We start from the raw sequence: 16,632 nt of genomic DNA, 5'->3' as shown, positions 1-16,632 counted from the left end.
CGCAACCGGTCGACACCGGACGCAACGCGGCGTCACACGATCGAGCCCGGCGAGGAAGCGGACCGCACGGCCCGCCCGGGATCAGACGGGCCGGTAGATCGCGATCGGGGGAGCCGACGCGTCGCCGTCGTCGTGGGCGTCACCGGTCGCGAGCCAGGTCCGGCCCTCGTGCTCGATCGTCGTCGGCAGGTCGCCGTGGACGAGGATCCGGACCGCCGGGGAGTCGCCGTCGATCAGGTCGACGCCGTGGGCCTCGGTCCCGCCCGGGTTGTCGTGCACGTAGCTCATGCGGCCCAGTGAACTCCCCGCTCCGGTGAACTCACCGGTGCCGGAAGGAGGAGACCGCCCGGCCGCCCGCAGCGTTCGGGTCACCGCGGACGGTCGGACGAGGGGTGGGTGACCCCTGGTGCCGACGGCGACGCTGCTCCTGGCACCGAGGTAGCATCCGGAGCCGACGGCGGAACGGATTGGTCGACACGCCGAGCGGGCCGCCGAGGTACTGCGCGACGCGCCCGGCAGGGCGTCGGATCCTCGCAGCACGTCGATCGCGGGGTAGAGTGTTCCCGTACGCGGATGTGGCGCAGTGGTAGCGCATCACCTTGCCAAGGTGAGGGTCGCGAGTTCGAATCTCGTCATCCGCTCGGAAGACGAAGGCCCCGGTCACCGACCGGGGCCTTCGTCGCGTCAGGCGCCGCCGAAGCGTTCGGCCCGCACGTCGGACACGTCGTGCCCGAGCTCCGCGAGCCACCGCAGCACCTGCTCGACGAACGGCGTCGAGCCGCAGACGTACACGAGCGCTGCGGCCTCGGGCGGCAGGACGGCCTGCGCGAGTGCCTCCCGGGTCAGGCGCCCCACGGGTGCGTCCGACCCCTCCGGCGCCCGCCGGCTGTACACGTGGGTGACCTCGAGCGGCGCGTGCCGGCGCTGCGCCGCGTCGAGTTCCGCGCGGAAGAAGACGTCCTCCGGGGTCCGGACCGCGTACAGCAGTCGGAACGGCGTCGGGTCGTCGGCCTCCGCGTGCGCGGTGACCATCGGGAGCAGCGGGACGATGCCCGAGCCCCCGGCGACGAGCTGCACCGGCCGATCCGACCGACCCGGCAGCCAGACGAACCATCCGCCGAGCGGACCGTGCACCTCGACGGCGTCGCCCACCTCGATCGCGTCGACGAGGAACGGGGACACCTCGCCGCCCTCGACGCGGTCGACCGCGAGGACCACCTGCGTGCCCTCGCCCGCCGAGGCGACCGAGTACGAGCGGGACGCCTGGTAGCCGTCCTCGGCGGTGAGGCGGAGGTCCAGGTGCTGCCCCGGGTCGTTGCCGGGCCAGGTCGGCACGTCGAGGACGATGCGGCGCGCGTTCGGCGTCTCCTGCGTCACGGCGGCGACCGTCGCCGGGTGCCAGGCCGGCCGTCTGCGGACCGGGGCCGGCGTGACCGGGGCGACCCGGGCCTCCCGGCCGTCGACGGGGGAGGGAGCGCTCACCAGTACCGCTCCTCCTTCCAAGGGTCCCCGTGCATGTTGTAGCCGGCGTTCTCCCAGAACCCCGGTTCGTCCTCCGCCTGCATGACGATGCCGCGCACCCACTTCGCGCTCTTCCAGAAGTACAGGTGCGGGACGAGCAGGCGGGCGGGGCCACCGTGCTCGGGCGTCAGCGGCTCGCCGTCCGCCTCGAACGCGATCCACGACCGCCCGCCGAGCAGCTCGTCGCGCGGCACGTTCGTCGTGTAGCCGCCGAAGCTGTGCACCGTGCAGAAGTCGAGCGACGTCTCCACCTGCGCGAAGAGCCGGTCGAGCGGGACGCCGCGCCACCGCATGTCGAGCTTGGTCCAGTGCGTGACGCAGTGGATGTCGACCGTCACGTCCTCGACGCCGAGCGCGTGCACCTCGTCCCAGGTCCAGGTGTGCAGCCCGCCCTCGGTGCGGATCGAGAAGCTCCAGTCCGCCGGCGCGATGTCCGGCGTGGCGCCCGCGGAGAGCACGGGCCAGTCACGAACGAGCGTCTGCCCGGGAGGGATCCGCGGGTCGTCGCGGTCGTCGCGTCGGCCGCCGAACCCTCGGGTGAACGTCGCCATGGTGCTCCTCGTGGTCGCGGGTGGTCCCGTCCATCCTGCCGTGCGGCACCGACGCACGTCACGCGGGTGCCGGTGGCGGCCGGGAGGCGCGTGGCCGCATCCGGCGTCGCGGTCTCCGCCCGTCCGCGGCGAGGGTTCACCGACGCGTCCGCGTCCGTTCACCTGCTGAGTCGCTGCTCAGGTCATCCTCGTGGTGCCACCCGAACGGGTGCCATCACGAGGGGAACACCTGATGCACGCCACTCCCACCAAGCGACGCCGCAGGGCGCTCGCACTCGGCGCCGCGCTCGTCGCAGCCGCCATCGCCGTGCCCGCCGGGGCCGAGGCCGTCGGTCAGCTCGCGCTCAGCCAGCACGGCGGCGCGCAGCGGCACCAGGGCGACCAGACCCGCACCGTCCAGCAGGCGATCCAGCGCGCCGGCGCCAAGAACGTCATCCTGCTCATCGGCGACGGGATGGGCGACTCCGAGATCACGATCGCCCGCAACTACCAGTACGGCGCCGCCGGTCGTCTGCCCGGACTCGACGCACTGCCGCTCACGGGCTCCTACACGACCTACTCCGTCGTGAAGGACGGCGCGGACAAGGGCAAGCCCGACTACGTCACCGACTCGGCAGCCTCCGGCAGCGCCTGGGCGACCGGGACGAAGACCTACGACGGGGCGATCTCCGTCGACGTGGACGGGAAGCCCCAGCAGACGCTGCTCGAGCTCGCGAAGGCGAACGGCCTGCGAACCGGCGACGTCTCCACCGCCGAGATCCAGGACGCCACCCCGGCGGTCCAGGTCGCGCACGTCGGCGCCCGCTCCTGCTACGGCCCGGACACCGCCTCCTGCGGCAGCGACGCCCTGCAGAACGGCGGCCTCGGCTCGATCAGCGAGCAGCTGCTGAACGCCCGCCCCGACGTGACCCTCGGCGGCGGCTCGGCGAGCTTCCAGCAGACCGCGAAGGCCGGCCAGTGGCAGGGCGACACGCTCGTCTCGCAGGCGCAGCAGCGCGGCTACCAGGTCGTGTCCGACGCCGCGGGGCTCGCGGGCGTGCGTGCCGCCGACCAGTCGAAGCCGCTCCTCGGGCTCTTCACGCCGGGCAACTTCCCGACCCGGTACGCGCCGACCACGGCCACCGTCGGCGGTGCGGACCAGGCTCCGGTGACCTGCACGGCGAACCCGGCGCGCCTGTCGACGGGGCTCTCGCTGCAGTCGCTGACGAACAAGTCGATCCAGCTGCTCGACCGTGGCCGCGGGAAGTCCGGCAAGGGCTTCTTCCTGCAGGTCGAGGGCGCGAGCATCGACAAGCAGGACCACGCGGCCGACGCGTGCGGCCAGATCGGCGAGACGATCGACTTCGACGAGGCCGTGCAGGCCGCCCTGGCGTTCGCGAAGCAGGACGGCAACACGCTCGTCATCGCCACCGCCGACCACGCCCACTCGAGCCAGATCGTCGACAACACGCCGCCGACCTCGCTGTCGACCGCGCTCCGCACCGCCGACGGCACCACGATGAAGGTGTCCTACGGCACGGCGGGTGCCGGGTCCTCGCAGCAGCACACCGGCACGCAGGTCCGCATCGCGGCCTACGGCCCGGGGGCGGCGAACGTGGTCGGACTCTCCGACCAGACCGACACGTTCTCCACCATCCGCGACGGGCTGCGCCTGTCGGAGGACGTCGCCGCGCTGAGCCGTGGTGCCCGGGTGGACGTGTCCGACCGGTCGCCGCACCGCGGGGAGCGGGTCACGTTCACCGCGAGCCGGTTCGCCGGCGACCGGCAGGTCCGGGTGCAGGCCGGGAACACCGACCTCGGCACGCTCGACCTGGTCGACGGACGAGCGTCGGTGCAGTGGAAGGCCGAGCGGGGCAGCACGACGGTGACGTTCACCGGCGTGCAGACCGGTCGTCAGGCCACCGCGCAGGTCCGCGTCCGCTGACGTCCCCCTCGCAACACGCAACCCCGGCGGTTGCTCGCAGCGGAACAGCGCTGCGGGGAACCGCCGGGGTTGCGTCTCGCTGAGGCACGACCGCTCAGGAGCGGTGCGTGGACGGCTCGTGGTCGTCGAACAGGACGTCCGGGGCGTCCACCCGTCGGTCGGTCACGGTCGTCGGACTCTCGAGGTGCACCGCGCCGGACGGCAGGATCCCGGCACCGCCGAAGCGCTCCATGACCCGCCACTGCGCGACGACGTCCTCGCCCGAGTGCTCGGGCGGGAGCACCGGCCAGAAGCCGAAGCCGCCGACGGTCTCGAGCGCCTCCCGGTCGTAGAGCACGCACGCTCCGACCCACGCCACGCGGTAGGGGACCCAGCCGCCCGGTTCGACGTCGAGCCCGGCCGCGACGTGCGCCGGGTTCGCCGCGTTGTGCAGCGACAGCCGGTCGAACGCGGGCGTCCCGCGGCGGACCACCTCGGGCACGACGGGGCCGTCCCAGGGCTCGTACACCGCGGTCTCGTGCGGACGTCGGTCCTGCAGGTACGACAGGCCCTGCACGGCGCTCCCGACGAAGCCGCACCCCAGGTCGCGCAGGGCGTCGAGCATGCGACGGACGGTGCCCGGTTCGAGCCAGACGTCGTCGTCGAGGTACAGCACCGCGGGGGCGGTGGCGTGGTCGAGCAGGTGCTGCCGGTGCTCGGCCAGGCCGCGCCGTTCCGGGTGCGCGAGCAGCACGACGGAGCGGCCCTGTGCCTCCAGGACGCGCAGCATGGCGGCGACCGCCGGCACGGTGGCGGCGTCCTGACCCGCGGACTGGTCGCTCAGCACGAGCCGGAAGGCGACGTCGGTCTGCGCGGCGAGTCCGGCGAGCGTCGTCGCGAGCTCCGCCGGGCGGCCGACCGTCGGGACGAGGACGTCGACCTCGGCCGTCGTCGCGTCGCCCGCGACCGGACGGCCCCAGGCGCCCGACCAGCGCGCCGCGGTCACGGCGCCGGGTCGGGTTCGGTGGCCGGGGCGGTGTCGACCGCGGCGCCGTCCGCTGCTGCGTCCGCAGCAGCCGCTGCCGCGGTGGCCGCTGCCGCCTCGCGGATGCGTCGGACCACGGCGGTGGTCGAGTGCTCCGGCACGTAGTCGACCATGACGACCTCGCCGCCGTACGCACGGACGACCCCGGTCTCCTGCAGCATCTCCGGCGAGTAGTCGCCGCCCTTGACGTAGACCTCGGGCCGCAGGCGCTCGATGAGCGGGATCGGGGTGTCCGTCGCGAAGACCGTCACCAGGTCGACGCACGCGAGGGCGGCCAGCACGCCGGCACGGTCCTCCGCGGTGTTGATCGGGCGCTCCGGACCCTTCAGCCGACGGACCGAGTCGTCGTCGTTCAGGGCGACGACGAGCAGGTCCCCGAGCTCACGCGCCTGCCGGAGGTAGGTGGTGTGGCCGCGGTGCACGACGTCGAAGCAGCCGTTCGTGAAGACCACGCGCCGACCGGCCGCCCGAGCGGCCTCGACCGCGGTGGCGAGGTCGTCGTGGTCGACCACGGTCGCGGCCGGTGCGGTCACCGACTCGACGAGTGCCGCGGCCGTGCAGACCGAGGTGCCGGCCTCGCGGACGACGACGTCGGCAGCTGCCTGGGCGACGGCGATCGCGTCCCGGAGCGGCGCCTGGACGGCGAGGGCGACGGTCGCGGCGGCGCAGAACGTGTCACCGGCGCCGGAGGCCTGCTGCTCCGACGCGGGCGTCGCGCGCGTGCGGAAGGCCTGGTCGGCGCCGCGCTCGAGCAGGACGGTGCCGTCACGGTCGAGCGTGACCACCGCGGCGCGGGCACCGCTGCGGGCGAGCACCTCGTCGCGGGCGTCGACGACGACCGGGACGCGTGCGGAGCCGGCGCCGATGTCACGGCCGAGCAGACCCGCGGTCTCGCCGGAGTTCGGCGTGACGAGGTCCGGGCGCAGGTCCGCCCACCGGGTGAGGTCGTGCGCGTCGACCACGACCGCGCGGGGACGGTCGCGGTCGAGCACCGGGACGACGTCCTCCGGCTGGACGCCGAGGTCGTAGTCGCAGACCACGGCGGCGTCGGCCGTGCGGACGGCACGGGCAACGGCCTCGGCGAGCCGGGCGCCGGCGTGGGCGTCCGGTGTCGCGGCGAGCTCGTCCACGCGGACGACGACGCGGTCGCCGCCGACGATGCGGGACTTGGTCGTGGTGCGCGCGCCGGCGACCTCGACCAGGTACCTCGTGTCGACGCCGGCGGTCTCGAGCCGCTCGCGGAGGACCCGACCCGACTCGTCGTCACCGATCAGCCCGACCATGCGGACGCGGGCACCGAGGGCGCGGGCGTTCACGGCGGTGTTCGCGGCGCCGCCGGGGACGGCGATGGTCTCCGTGACGCGGACGACGGGAGCGGGGGCCTCGCGCGAGACGCGCTCGGCCTCGCCGACGGTCCAGCGGTCGAGGATGCAGTCGCCGATGACGACCACGAGGGGCTCGCGGTCGTCGACGGTGGCGACGAGGTCACGGACCAGGCGGACGTCGGCGGTCATCGGGTGCCTCCGGAGGTGGTGCGGGCGGGCGCGGGCTCGAGGTGCACGACCGTGGTGGTGGTCATCTCGTCGAGCAGGTGGGGGCCGTAGCCGAAGCCGGCGCCGGAGGCACCGCGGGGCTGGGCGCTGCCGCCGGGTGCTCCACCGAAGACGGCGTTCACCTTGACGGTGCCGACGGGCAGTTCCGCGGCGGCACGCAGGGCGTTGCCGGTGTCGCCGGTCAGGACGGTCGCGGCGAGGCCGTAGCGGTCGGCCGCGGCCAGGCGGAGCCCCTCGTCGAACGACTCGACGATCCGGACGGGGGCGATCGGGCCGAAGGTCTCCTCGGTCATCACGAGCATCTCGTCCGCGCAGTCGGTGAGAACGGTCGCCGGGTAGAACGTCCCGGTGCCGCCGGGGGTGACACCGCCGGTCCGGACGGTCGCACCGCGCTGCACGGCGTCGTCGACGTGCGACTGGACGGTCCGGCGGAGGCGGTCGTCGACGAGCGGGCCGAACTCGGCCGCGGGGGAGGCCGTCCGACGCTCCGCCTCGGCGACGAGCGCGGCGGTGAACTCCTCCGCGAGGTCGCGGTGCACGTAGACCCGCTCGACGCTCGTGCAGATCTGCCCGGTGTTCGCGAAGGCCCCGAAGGCGACCTGCGCCGCGGCCCAGGTCGGGTCGACGTCGGCGTCGACGACGACCGCGTCGTTGCCGCCGTTCTCACGGATGACGTGGGCGCGCGTGGTGGCGGCGACCTCGGTCAGGCGGTCGCCGGTCGCGGTCGAGCCGACGTGTGCGTAGACGTCGATGCCGTCCTGCTGCAGCAGCGCCTCGCCCGTGCTCGCGTCACCGTCGACGCCCACGAGGACGCCGTCGGGCAGGACCTCGGCGAGCAGCGCGTTCAGCCGAGCGATCGTGCCGGGGCAGCGCTCGCTGCCCTTGTGCACGACGGTGTTGCCCGTGACGATCGCTGCGCCGAGGATGCCGAGCGCCACGGCCACCGGGTCGTTCCAGGGCGTCAGCGCCAGGACGACACCGCGGGGGTGCGGCACCGACCAGTCGGCGGCACCGAACTGCCCGCGGAGGGCCTCGCCGCGGTGGACCGGGCCGAGCTCGGCGTACTGCACGAGCGTCCCGATCCCGGCCTCCACGCCGCCCAGCGCGTCGCCCGGCACCTTCCCGGTCTCGCGGGTGTTGAGGTCGGCGAGCTCCTGGGCGTGCGCACGGAGGTGGGCGGCGGCGGCGTGCAGCAGGGCGCCACGCTCCGCCGGTGCCGTGCGTGCCCACGCGGGGGCGGCCGCACGGGCGCGCGCGACGGCGTTCTCCACGTCCTCCGGCGTCGAGCGCGGCGTCGTCGTGGCGATCGAGCCGTCGACGGGGTCGGTGACCACCAGGTGGTCGGCGTCGGTCGCGGTGGGGGACGGGGAGGCGAGCGTCATGGTGTCCTTCACGGATGTACGGGCAGTTCCTCCACGTTCCTCGGACGAGCCTGAGCGCGGCCCCGGTTTCCCGATCGCTCGTCCGGGGAGCGCACACCGCCGCGCCCACGGTGGCACTGCTCCGGCTCCTCTCGGCAGCGCTCCGGTAGACGGGTGTGGTGCAACTGATCGGCAACGGTGGAGAACGCTTCGACGACGTCCGGGAGATCGCGGTGCTCCGCGGCGGCGGGCTGGGGGACCTGATGTTCGCGGTCCCCGCGCTCGAGGCGCTGCACGCCGCGTACCCCGACGCGCGCATCACGCTGCTCGGCGGTCCGACGGCCCCGGCGGTGCTGCGCGGGCGCACGGACGCCGTGCACTCGTTCGAGGAGCTGCCGGTCGTGCCCGGGGTGCGTGACGGCGGCGAGGGAGCCCCGACGCTCGAGGACTTCGAGCAGCGGCTGCGCGGCCGTTTCGACCTCGCGGTGCAGCTGCACGGCGGCGGTCGGAACTCGAACCCGTTCCTGCTGCGGCTCGGCGCCCGGCACACCGTGGGCACGGCCACCGAGGACGCCGAGGTCCTCGAGCGGTGGGTCCGCTACGTCTACTACCAGCACGAGGTCGTCCGCGGGCTCGAGGTCGCCTCGCTCGCCGGTGCCGCCCCGGTCACGCTCGACCCGCGGCTGCACGTCACCGACGAGGAGCGCCGGGCCGTCCGCGACCGGCTCGGCGTGACCGGGCGACTGCTCGCGGTGCACCCGGGCGCGACCGACCCGCGTCGCCGTTGGAGTCCCGAGCGCTTCGCCGCGGTCGTGTCGGCACGGCTCGACGCCGGCGACGACGTCGTGCTCGTCGGCGACGCGACCGACGTCCCCGCGTCGCAGGCGATCCTCGGGGCGGTGCCGACGGCGCTGCACGAGCGCCTGCACGACCTCACCGACGCGCTGCCCCTGGCGGACCTGCCGACGGTGCTCGCCGCGGCGGACGTCGTGGTCGGCGACGACTCCGGGCCGCGGCACCTCGCGGTCGCGGTGGGGACGCCGACCGTCGGGGTGTTCTGGTTCGGCAACGTCGTCAACGCCGGACCGGTCGATCGCGGGCGCCACCGCGTGCACATGTCCTTCGTCACCCGCTGCCCGGTGTGCGGCGTCGACGTCACGCAGGTCGGGTGGACCGCGGAGCGCTGCGAGCACGACCCCTCGTACGTCGACGAGGTCCAGCCCGAGGCGGTGCTCGCGGACGTGGCGGACCTGCTCGCCACGGTGCGTCCGCGCGACCGGGTCGTCGCGCCGGCGGGCTGAGGTCGGTCCGCGCGCGGACGGCGCCGACAGCGCGGACGCCGGACTGCGGACGGTTCCGATGGGCGGACGCAGGACGGCGCCGACGGTCCCGACGGGCGGACGCCGCTCGGTCGGGACGGCCCGGCGGCCTCAGATCGCCGTGAGCGGGCAGGACACGCCGGAGCGGCTCCGTCCGGCGGGCAGAAGGCGTCGGTGCCGGGTGGTGGACGTGACAGAGATGGCCCGCTCGGCGGAGCCGAGCGGGCCGTCGAACGACCGGCGAACGCCTACGGCCAGCTCGGCTCCGTCGCCGGCATGATCGACATCTCGCGGATCTCGCAGCCGGCCGGCTGCGACAGCGCGAACAGGATCGAGTTCGCCACGTACTCCGGCTCGATGAGCTGCGCGTCCGGGCCCGGCTTGTACTGCTCGGTGCGTCCCTCGAAGAACGCGGTGCGCATGCCGGCGGGGATGATGTTCGTCACGCCGATGCGGCCGGCGGTCTCCGCCGCGAGTGCCTGCGAGAAGCCGCGGACGCCGAACTTCGACGCCGAGTACGCCGTACCGTCGCCGACGCCGCGCAGGGCGAGCGACGACGAGATCGTGACGACCCGGCCGTGCGTCGCCTCGAGGGCGGGCAGCGCGGCCCGCACGACGGCGGCGGTGCCGAGCAGGTTCACGCCCACGATCCGCTCCCAGTCGCCGGACGAGATGGCGCCGATCGGGGCCGGGGTGTCGATGCCGGCCGCGGTGACGACCGCGTCGAGGCCGCCGTGGCGCTCCGCCGCCTCGCGGACGGCGCGCTCGGTCGCCTCGGTGTCCGTGACGTCCACGGCGACGGCGTCGGTGCCCTCCGGCACGGCGTCGACGCGCAGGTCGAGGACGATCGGGGTGCCGCCGGCCTCGGCGACGGCGGCGACGACCGCCGCGCCGAGACCCGAGGCGCCGCCGGTGACGAGGACGCGGCCGATGGGGGTGGTGGGGACGGGCATGGACTTCCTTCCGGGAGTGGCGTGGTGCCGGTCCGTCGGCGGTGCCGACGGGACGTTCGTGGTGACGGGCGTCGGACGGGAGGCGCGTGGCGGGGCTGCCTCGCGCCTCCCGTCCGACGCGTGGTCGGGGTGGGTCGTCAGCCGACCGCGGCGAGGGCCGCGGCCAGGCGGGTGGTCGACCGTCCGGGGTGGAACGGGACGGTGACCACCCGGCCGCCCCACTCGGCGAGCGTCGCCGCCTCGGGCAGCTCGCTGGCGGCGTAGTCGCCGCCCTTCGCCCAGACGTCCGGGCGGAAGCGGCGCAGCGCCTCGTCCGGGGTGTGCTCGTCGAAGACGACGACGGCGTCGACGCAGTCGAGTGCGAGCAGGAGCTCGACGCGGTCGTCCTGGCTCATGATCGGCCGCTCCGGACCCTTGAGGGCTCGGACCGAGTCGTCGGAGTTGAGGCAGACGACCAGGCAGTCGCCGAGCGCCCGGGCCGCGGAGAGCGTCCGCGCGTGCCCGGCGTGCAGCAGGTCGAAGCACCCGCCGGTCGCGACGACGGTGCCGCCGGCGCTGCGCACCTCGTGCACGACGCGCAGGGCGTCGCGGTCGACGCCGGGCACCGCCACGGGTGCGGGTCCGTCGTCGGCGAAGAGCGCGGTGACGCCGCCGGCCGCGAGGTACTCGGACGCGGCGAGCACGCCCGCCTCGACGGCCTCGGTGACGTCCGCGCCCTCGGCGAGGGCGATCGCGACGCCGGCCGCCAGTCGGTCGCCCGCTCCGCAGGGGTCGCCGGCGGTGACGGACGGGGCGGGCACGAAGCGGCTGTCGAGCGCACCGGAGCCGGCACCGCCGTCCGCGGCGGGACGGCGGGACGCGACGAGCGCGCCGCGGTCACCCATGGTGACGGCGACGGCGTCGACGCCCCAGGTGTCGACGAGCGCCGCGGCGGCGTCGGTGGCGAAGGGCACGCCCTCGCCGGCGACGTCCGTGTAGCGACGCGCCTCGGACGTGTTCGGGGTGACGACCGCGGTGCCGACCACGGGGGCGGCGCCCTTGGGGTGCGGGTCCCAGACGACGGGCGTGGTGCGGGCGGCGGCGGTGAGCGCGTCGCGGAGTCCCGCGGACGCGGCGACCCCGCGGCCGTAGTCGGCCACAACGATCGCGTCGGCACCCTCGAGTGCCGCGGTCATCTCGGCGGTGGTCTCCGGGACCGGGGGCGTCGCGCAGCCCTCGTCGATGCGGACCAGGGCGTGGTCGACGACCCGCACGCGGGTCTTGACCGGCGTCGGCGCACCGGAGGGACCGGCGACGACCCGCACGTCGGGCAGCAGGGCGCGGATCTCGTCGGCGCGGTCGTCGTCGCTCAGCACGGTGACGAGCGTCACGTCGTGGCCGTCTCGGACGAGCATCGTGGCGACGAGGCCGGCGCCGCCGGCACGACGGTCGTCGGTGCGGACGTCGACGACGGGGACCGGGGCGTCCGGGCTGAGGCGTTCGCTCGTGCCGGACACGTCGACGTCGAGCAGGGTGTCGCCGACGACGACGATCCGGCGGCGCAGACCGCCGCCGGTGCCCGCCGTCGTGCCGCCGGTGCGCTGTGCGCCGCTCACCGGCGGCCGCCGCGGCGGAGTGCCGGCTCCATGGCCCGGCAGAGCGCGTGCACGAGGACCAGCTGGGCCTCCTGCACGTTCGCCGACGGACCCTCGATGCAGATCGCGTCGTCGACCGCCTCGGCCAGCGGGTTGGGGCCGGGGCCCGTCATCGCGATCGAGCGGGCGCCGACTGCGCGGGCCGCCTCGGCGGCGCGGAGCAGGTTCGGGCTCTTGCCGCTCGTGCTGAGCAGGACGACGACGTCCCCGGCGCGGGCGTGCGCGGTGACCTGGCGGGCGAAGACCTCGTCGTACCCGTAGTCGTTGCCGATCGCCGTGACCGCGGAGCTCTCCGCGTGCAGGGAGATCGCCGAGTAGGCGGGGCGGTCCCCGTCGAACCGGCCGGTCAGCTCGGAGGTCAGGTGCTGGGCCTCCGCAGCGGACCCGCCGTTGCCCGCGGCGAGCAGGCGACGGCCGGCCACCAGGCGTGCGGCGATGTCGTCCGCCCACGCGGCGATGTGGTCCTTGTGGTCCACGAGGGACGCGATCACGGGCACCGAGGCGGCCACGTGGTCGACGACCGTGCGGACGCTGTCGCTCTCGGTCGCCGGCTCGCGGGTGCCGGTCTGCTGCTCGATGGTCATCGTGCGGTCCTCTCCGTCGGGTGCGGCCGTGCCGCGGGCGTCGGGCGGGCGGTCCGTCCGGCGCGACCGGGGCGGGAGCCCGGGGTCAGGGTCGCGGGTTCCGCGGGCGCCGAGCCGGTGGCGGCCGCGGCGCTGGTCGGTGCGGGGGCGCCGCTCCCGGCGGCCACGCCGCCGGCGACGAGCCGCTCGTACACGCGCTCGCTGTCGGCAGCGACCTTGTGCCAGGTGTACCGGGTCTCGGCGCGTTCCCGGCCGGCCCGGCCGTACGCCTCGCGGCGCTCGGCGTCGTCGAGCAGGCCGCCGACGGCCGCGGCGACGGCGTCCTCGTCGCGGGGCGGGACGTGCAGCCCCGTCGCGTCCTCGACGACCGTGTCGATGAGGCCGCCGACGCTGGAGGCGACGACCGGTCGGCCGCACGCCATCGCCTCGAGCGGCACGATGCCGAACGGTTCGTACCAGGGAGCGCAGACGACGACGTCGGCGCTGCGGTAGACGGCCGGCATGTCGTGCTGGCCGAGCTGGCCGCGGAACGTGACGTGCTCGCGCACCCCGAGCGAGCGAGCCAGGGCGTCGAGGCGCTGGTACTCGGGGTCGTCGGCCAGGTCGGACCCGGCGGTGCCGGCGCCGCCGACCACCACGAGCTCGGCCTCGCGGCCCTCGTCCAGGAGCTTCGCGAGCGCGGCGATCGTGGTGCCGACGCCCTTGCGGCGGACCAGGCGCGACGCGGTCAGCACGCGGAACGATCGGCCGCGTTCCTCGACGGGGCCGTCCGGTCGGAACAGCTCGGTGTCGACGCCGCACGGCACCACGGAGATGGCGTGCAGCGGGACGCCGAGGGCCTTGAGCTCGAAGGCCTCGTCGGAGCAGGTGGCGACGACCTGGTCGACGCTCCGTCCGACGGCGGGTTCGATCCACTCGCGCTCGGCGGGGCTCGTGTCGGCGGTGCCCTGGTGGCGGCGCTTCACGACGCCGAGGGCGTGGAAGGTCTGCACGACCGGGATCCGGATGCCACCCGTGCGGGCCTGCACCTGCTTGACGGCCTCGAGCGCCGCGTGGCCGGACATCCAGAAGTGCCCGTGCACGACGTCGGGGCGGTCGACGAACCACTCGGCGGCGAGCACCGACGCGAAGGTGTCCATGTACGGGAACAGGTCGTCCTTCGGCACGTGCCGAGCGGGTCCCGCGTCGACGTGCACGACCTCGACGCCGGGTCGCAGCAGCACGCGGACGGGCTGGTCGGCGTCGTCGCGCCGCGTGTAGACGGTCACCTGGTGGCCGCGGTCGGCGAGGGCTCCGGAGAGCTCCGCGACGTGCACGTTCTGTCCACCGGCGTCGACGCCGCCGAGCACGGCGAGCGGGCTCGCGTGCTCGGACACCATCGCGATCTTCATCGGAGGCTCCCTTCCAGCGCGGCGGACGCCGCGTGCTCCCGTCGCGCACCACGCGCGACGGCGTCGTCGAGGAGGTCGTCCCAGTCGCCCAGGTACCGGCCGAGCGCGTGCCGCGCCAGGGCGGCCTCACGGGCGACGGCACCGCGGCGGCGGGCCTCCTCGGGGTCCTCCAGCAGCGTCCTGGAGGCGCGGACCAGCTCCTCGACGTCGGTCGCGATCGCGCCGGCCTCGGCGGGGACGGTGCGCGCCGCGTCGGTCGTCGCGAGCACCAGCACCGGCATCGCCATGTGCATCGACTCGATGAGCGACAGGCCGAGGGAGGTCCACCGGTTCGGGTGGACGTAGGCACGGCGCTGCGCGAGCGCCGCGTGCATGGGGTCGGCGGGCACGTCGCCGAGGGCGACCACGCGGTCGCCGAAGCCGAGCTCCGGCAGCCGTTCGGTCCCCATGCCCCAGAGGTCCACGGGGGCGACCTCGGCGAAGCGGGGGAGCAGGTCGGTGCCGACGACGCGACCGCGGCGGACCGGCTCGTTGATGACGACGCCGAAGCGCTCGAGCTCGCCGGTGTACAGCGGACCCGGGTCGACGACGCCGTGCTCGATCACGGTGGTGCGGGTCGTGCCGCAGTCCCACATGAGCGCGTTCCAGTGCGTGACGTGCGCGATGACGAGGTCGTCACGGTCGCGCATCGGGTGCAGGCTGCTCGGGACGTCGACCCGCGGTGCGTTGTGCTCGACGAACACCGTCGGGACCGAGCGGCCGCCCAGGAGCCGACGCGCCTCCTCGAGTTCCTCGGTGCGCTGCAGCACGACCACGTCGACCTCGGCGTCGGCGACGTCGGCCGGGTCGATCTCGATCACGGAGTCGGGCCAGTCTCGGCCGCCCCGCCCGAGGCCCCAGCCGTCGCGGGCCGGGGTGGTCGGGACGAGGTACTCGTGGGGGCCGCGGACGAAGGCGTCCATCCAGCCGCCGTGCACGTGCCACACGAGGATCCGCATGCAGGGCCTTTCGGTCGATCGGGTTCCCACGAGCGGCCTCGCGCGCGCAGCGCGGGTGCCGACCGACAGGAGCAGGAGGAGCAGTGGCGCACGCTACGGAAGCAGTGCTGCGCCCCTTCGCAGACTTCTCTGCTTCATCCGCGGAACGCGGTCGGGACCCCTGTCACGCTACGGCCGAGCAGGCGTTCGTGGGCGGCGAGGACGTCCTCGACGCGCACTCCGGACAGGCAGGGGTGTCCCGGGACCGGGCAGTCGCGGGCCCGGCTGAGCCGGCACGGGGCGGCCTGGTCGCCGAGCAGTTCGACGTCCGGGGCGTACGGCGCCCACTTCACCGCGGGCACGACGGGCGAGAACAGGCTCACGATCCGCGCACCGACCGCGGCGGCGAGGTGCGCGGGGCCGGTGTTGCCGACGACGACCACCTCGGCGCCGGCGAGCACGGCGGCCAGCTCGGCCGGCGAGGTGCGGCCGCCGAGGTCGAGCGCCGTGTCGCCGGCCACCGACGCCGTGAGCGCGCGTTCACCCGGACTGCCGGTGACGACCACGGGCACGCCCCGCTCGGCGTAGGCCGCCACCAGCGCGCGGTGGTGGTCCTCGGGCCACGACCGCGCCGGCACGCTCGCGCCGGGGTGGACGACCACGTAGCGGTCCAGGGCGGCCACCTCGGGTGGTGCGACGGCGTCGCGACGGACCGCGAGCCTCCCGTCGTCCGACGCGGGCAGCGCGAAGCCCGCCGCCTGCGCGATCTGCAGGGCGCGCTCCGGCTCCGGGAGCTCCTCCGGCAGGTCCTCGCCCGGGCGCAGCCGCACGTCGAGGAGCGACCCCGGGTGGTCGACCGACGCGCCGGAGACGCGGGCGACGCCGGCCAGGCGGAGCAGCAGCGCGACCGGCAGGGGCGACTGGTGGAACGAGGTGAGGACGACGGCCTCGTCGGGCTGCTCCTCGGTGACCAGGGCACGGAACTCGCCGAGGAGCGCGTCGTCGATCGGCCGCGCCGTCTCGGTGACCCACGGGGCGGCCCAGACGCGCACACGGTCGACGCCGGGCAGCAGGTGTGCCGCCGGAGCACCCTGCGGACCGCAGAGCATCGTGACGTGCGCGGCACCGGCGGCCACCGCCCGGACGGCCGGGCCGGCGACGAGGACGTCGCCGAACGAGTCGAGGCGGACGACCAGGACGCGGGGACGGGGCATCGTCACGCCCGTCCGGGCGTCGGCGTCCGCCGTCGCCGCGCTCACGCGCGTCCGGCGGGGACGCGGGCGAGCACGAGGTCCACGGCCTCGGCCAGGTCGGCGGCGACGGTCGTGGCCGCGTCGACCTCCTCGGTGCGCGTGCGGGCCGTCGGCACGAGGATGCCCTGCGCTCCGGCCGCCGCCGCCGCGCCGACGTCGGCGCCGATGTCGCCGACCACGACGAGCTCCGACGGGTCGACGCCGAGCCGCTCGGCCGCGTCGAGCACCATGCCGGGACGGGGCTTCCGGCACGAGCAGCCGTCACCGGCGTCGTGCGGGCAGACGCACCACACGTCGAACGGCCCGACCAGCTCGTCGACGCGGGCGTTGGTCGCGTCGACCTGCTCCCGGGTCGCCAGGCCCTTGGCGATCGCCGACTGGTTGGTCACGACGCCGACGAGCAGCCCCGCGGCTCGAGCCCGCTCGACCGCCCGGTGAGCACCCGGCACGGGCACCACGCGGTGCGGGTCGGCGTTGTACGGGACGTCGATGACGATCGTGTCGTCACGGTCGAAGAGCAGACCGCGGACGAGGCGGTCCTTCGCGAGAGCCATGCTCCTTGGTACCGGTCCGGAGCCGTGAACCGC

Annotated in this window: 15 protein-coding genes and 1 tRNA gene; 3 read left to right on the top strand and 13 right to left on the bottom strand. The window is 75.1% G+C overall.

Annotated elements, in window-relative coordinates; genetic code table 11:
- Nucleotides 1-81: 81 nt before the first annotated feature.
- Nucleotides 82-288, bottom strand: a complete 207-nt coding sequence (locus tag Cus16_RS02050; protein ID WP_069710929.1) for a hypothetical protein — start codon at nucleotides 286-288, stop codon at nucleotides 82-84.
- Between the two features lie 281 nt (nucleotides 289-569).
- On the opposite strand from Cus16_RS02050, the gene Cus16_RS02045 reads away from it, so the two are divergent.
- Nucleotides 570-641: transfer RNA gene (locus tag Cus16_RS02045), tRNA-Gly, on the top strand.
- 43 nt (nucleotides 642-684) lie between these two features.
- On the opposite strand, the gene Cus16_RS02040 is transcribed toward Cus16_RS02045, so the two are convergent.
- Complete coding sequence (locus Cus16_RS02040) at nucleotides 685-1,482, bottom strand: ferredoxin reductase (protein ID WP_083263624.1); 798 nt, start codon at nucleotides 1,480-1,482, stop codon at nucleotides 685-687.
- Nucleotides 1,479-2,072: a molybdopterin-dependent oxidoreductase gene (locus Cus16_RS02035; RefSeq protein ID WP_069710928.1), complete on the bottom strand. Its 594-nt coding sequence runs from the start codon at nucleotides 2,070-2,072 to the stop codon at nucleotides 1,479-1,481. The genes Cus16_RS02040 and Cus16_RS02035 overlap by 4 nt, the downstream gene beginning before the upstream one ends.
- A gap of 232 nt (nucleotides 2,073-2,304) precedes the next feature.
- Here Cus16_RS02035 and phoA point away from each other — a divergent pair, with 232 nt between their 5' ends.
- A complete protein-coding gene (gene phoA, locus Cus16_RS02030; RefSeq protein ID WP_069710927.1) occupies nucleotides 2,305-3,996 on the top strand; it encodes an alkaline phosphatase in 1,692 nt (563 codons plus the stop codon).
- 94 nt (nucleotides 3,997-4,090) lie between these two features.
- On the opposite strand, the gene Cus16_RS02025 is transcribed toward phoA, so the two are convergent.
- The 3 genes from Cus16_RS02025 to Cus16_RS02015 are packed head-to-tail and all read right to left on the bottom strand — an operon-like array spanning nucleotide 4,091 to nucleotide 7,955.
- A complete protein-coding gene (locus tag Cus16_RS02025) occupies nucleotides 4,091-4,981 on the bottom strand; it encodes a glycosyltransferase (protein WP_069710926.1) in 891 nt (296 codons plus the stop codon).
- Nucleotides 4,978-6,534 (bottom strand): D-glycero-beta-D-manno-heptose 1-phosphate adenylyltransferase, encoded by a 1,557-nt coding sequence (rfaE2, locus tag Cus16_RS02020; RefSeq protein WP_083263623.1) that lies wholly within the window; start codon nucleotides 6,532-6,534, stop codon nucleotides 4,978-4,980. Before rfaE2 ends, Cus16_RS02025 begins: the two co-directional genes overlap by 4 nt.
- The gene (locus Cus16_RS02015; protein WP_069711392.1) at nucleotides 6,531-7,955 is read right to left on the bottom strand and encodes an aldehyde dehydrogenase family protein; all 1,425 of its coding nucleotides are present in this window, start codon (nucleotides 7,953-7,955) and stop codon (nucleotides 6,531-6,533) included. Before Cus16_RS02015 ends, rfaE2 begins: the two co-directional genes overlap by 4 nt.
- Nucleotides 7,956-8,113: 158 nt before the next feature.
- Here Cus16_RS02015 and Cus16_RS02010 point away from each other — a divergent pair, with 158 nt between their 5' ends.
- On the top strand, nucleotides 8,114-9,235 hold the full coding sequence (locus Cus16_RS02010) for a glycosyltransferase family 9 protein (RefSeq protein ID WP_069711391.1): 1,122 nt from the start codon (nucleotides 8,114-8,116) through the stop codon (nucleotides 9,233-9,235).
- A 266-nt stretch (nucleotides 9,236-9,501) separates the two neighbouring features.
- Here Cus16_RS02010 and Cus16_RS02005 read toward each other — a convergent pair whose 3' ends face one another.
- The 7 genes from Cus16_RS02005 to Cus16_RS01975 form a co-directional block, all read right to left on the bottom strand.
- On the bottom strand, nucleotides 9,502-10,206 hold the full coding sequence (locus Cus16_RS02005; protein ID WP_069710925.1) for an SDR family oxidoreductase: 705 nt from the start codon (nucleotides 10,204-10,206) through the stop codon (nucleotides 9,502-9,504).
- 137 nt (nucleotides 10,207-10,343) lie between these two features.
- Nucleotides 10,344-11,801 carry a PfkB family carbohydrate kinase gene (locus Cus16_RS02000; protein ID WP_223246489.1) on the bottom strand — a complete coding sequence of 486 codons (1,458 nt, stop codon included), beginning with the start codon at nucleotides 11,799-11,801 and terminating at the stop codon, nucleotides 10,344-10,346.
- Nucleotides 11,798-12,424: an SIS domain-containing protein gene (locus tag Cus16_RS01995; protein ID WP_069710924.1), complete on the bottom strand. Its 627-nt coding sequence runs from the start codon at nucleotides 12,422-12,424 to the stop codon at nucleotides 11,798-11,800. The genes Cus16_RS02000 and Cus16_RS01995 overlap by 4 nt, the downstream gene beginning before the upstream one ends.
- The gene (locus tag Cus16_RS01990) at nucleotides 12,421-13,815 is read right to left on the bottom strand and encodes a glycosyltransferase (protein ID WP_083263622.1); all 1,395 of its coding nucleotides are present in this window, start codon (nucleotides 13,813-13,815) and stop codon (nucleotides 12,421-12,423) included. The genes Cus16_RS01995 and Cus16_RS01990 overlap by 4 nt, the downstream gene beginning before the upstream one ends.
- Nucleotides 13,812-14,813: a glycosyltransferase gene (locus tag Cus16_RS01985; RefSeq protein WP_069710923.1), complete on the bottom strand. Its 1,002-nt coding sequence runs from the start codon at nucleotides 14,811-14,813 to the stop codon at nucleotides 13,812-13,814. The genes Cus16_RS01990 and Cus16_RS01985 overlap by 4 nt, the downstream gene beginning before the upstream one ends.
- Nucleotides 14,814-14,947: 134 nt before the next feature.
- A complete protein-coding gene (locus tag Cus16_RS01980) occupies nucleotides 14,948-16,006 on the bottom strand; it encodes a glycosyltransferase family 9 protein (RefSeq protein ID WP_069711389.1) in 1,059 nt (352 codons plus the stop codon).
- Nucleotides 16,007-16,047: 41 nt separating this feature from the next.
- Nucleotides 16,048-16,599 (bottom strand): D-glycero-alpha-D-manno-heptose-1,7-bisphosphate 7-phosphatase, encoded by a 552-nt coding sequence (locus Cus16_RS01975; RefSeq protein WP_069710922.1) that lies wholly within the window; start codon nucleotides 16,597-16,599, stop codon nucleotides 16,048-16,050.
- Nucleotides 16,600-16,632: the final 33 nt, after the last annotated feature.

This window comes from Curtobacterium sp. ER1/6 (genome assembly GCF_001742745.1).
Taxonomy (GTDB): domain Bacteria; phylum Actinomycetota; class Actinomycetes; order Actinomycetales; family Microbacteriaceae; genus Curtobacterium; species Curtobacterium citri.
The sequence above is the reverse complement of the archived record's forward strand: the minus strand, read 5'-3'. Positions and strand labels throughout refer to the sequence as shown.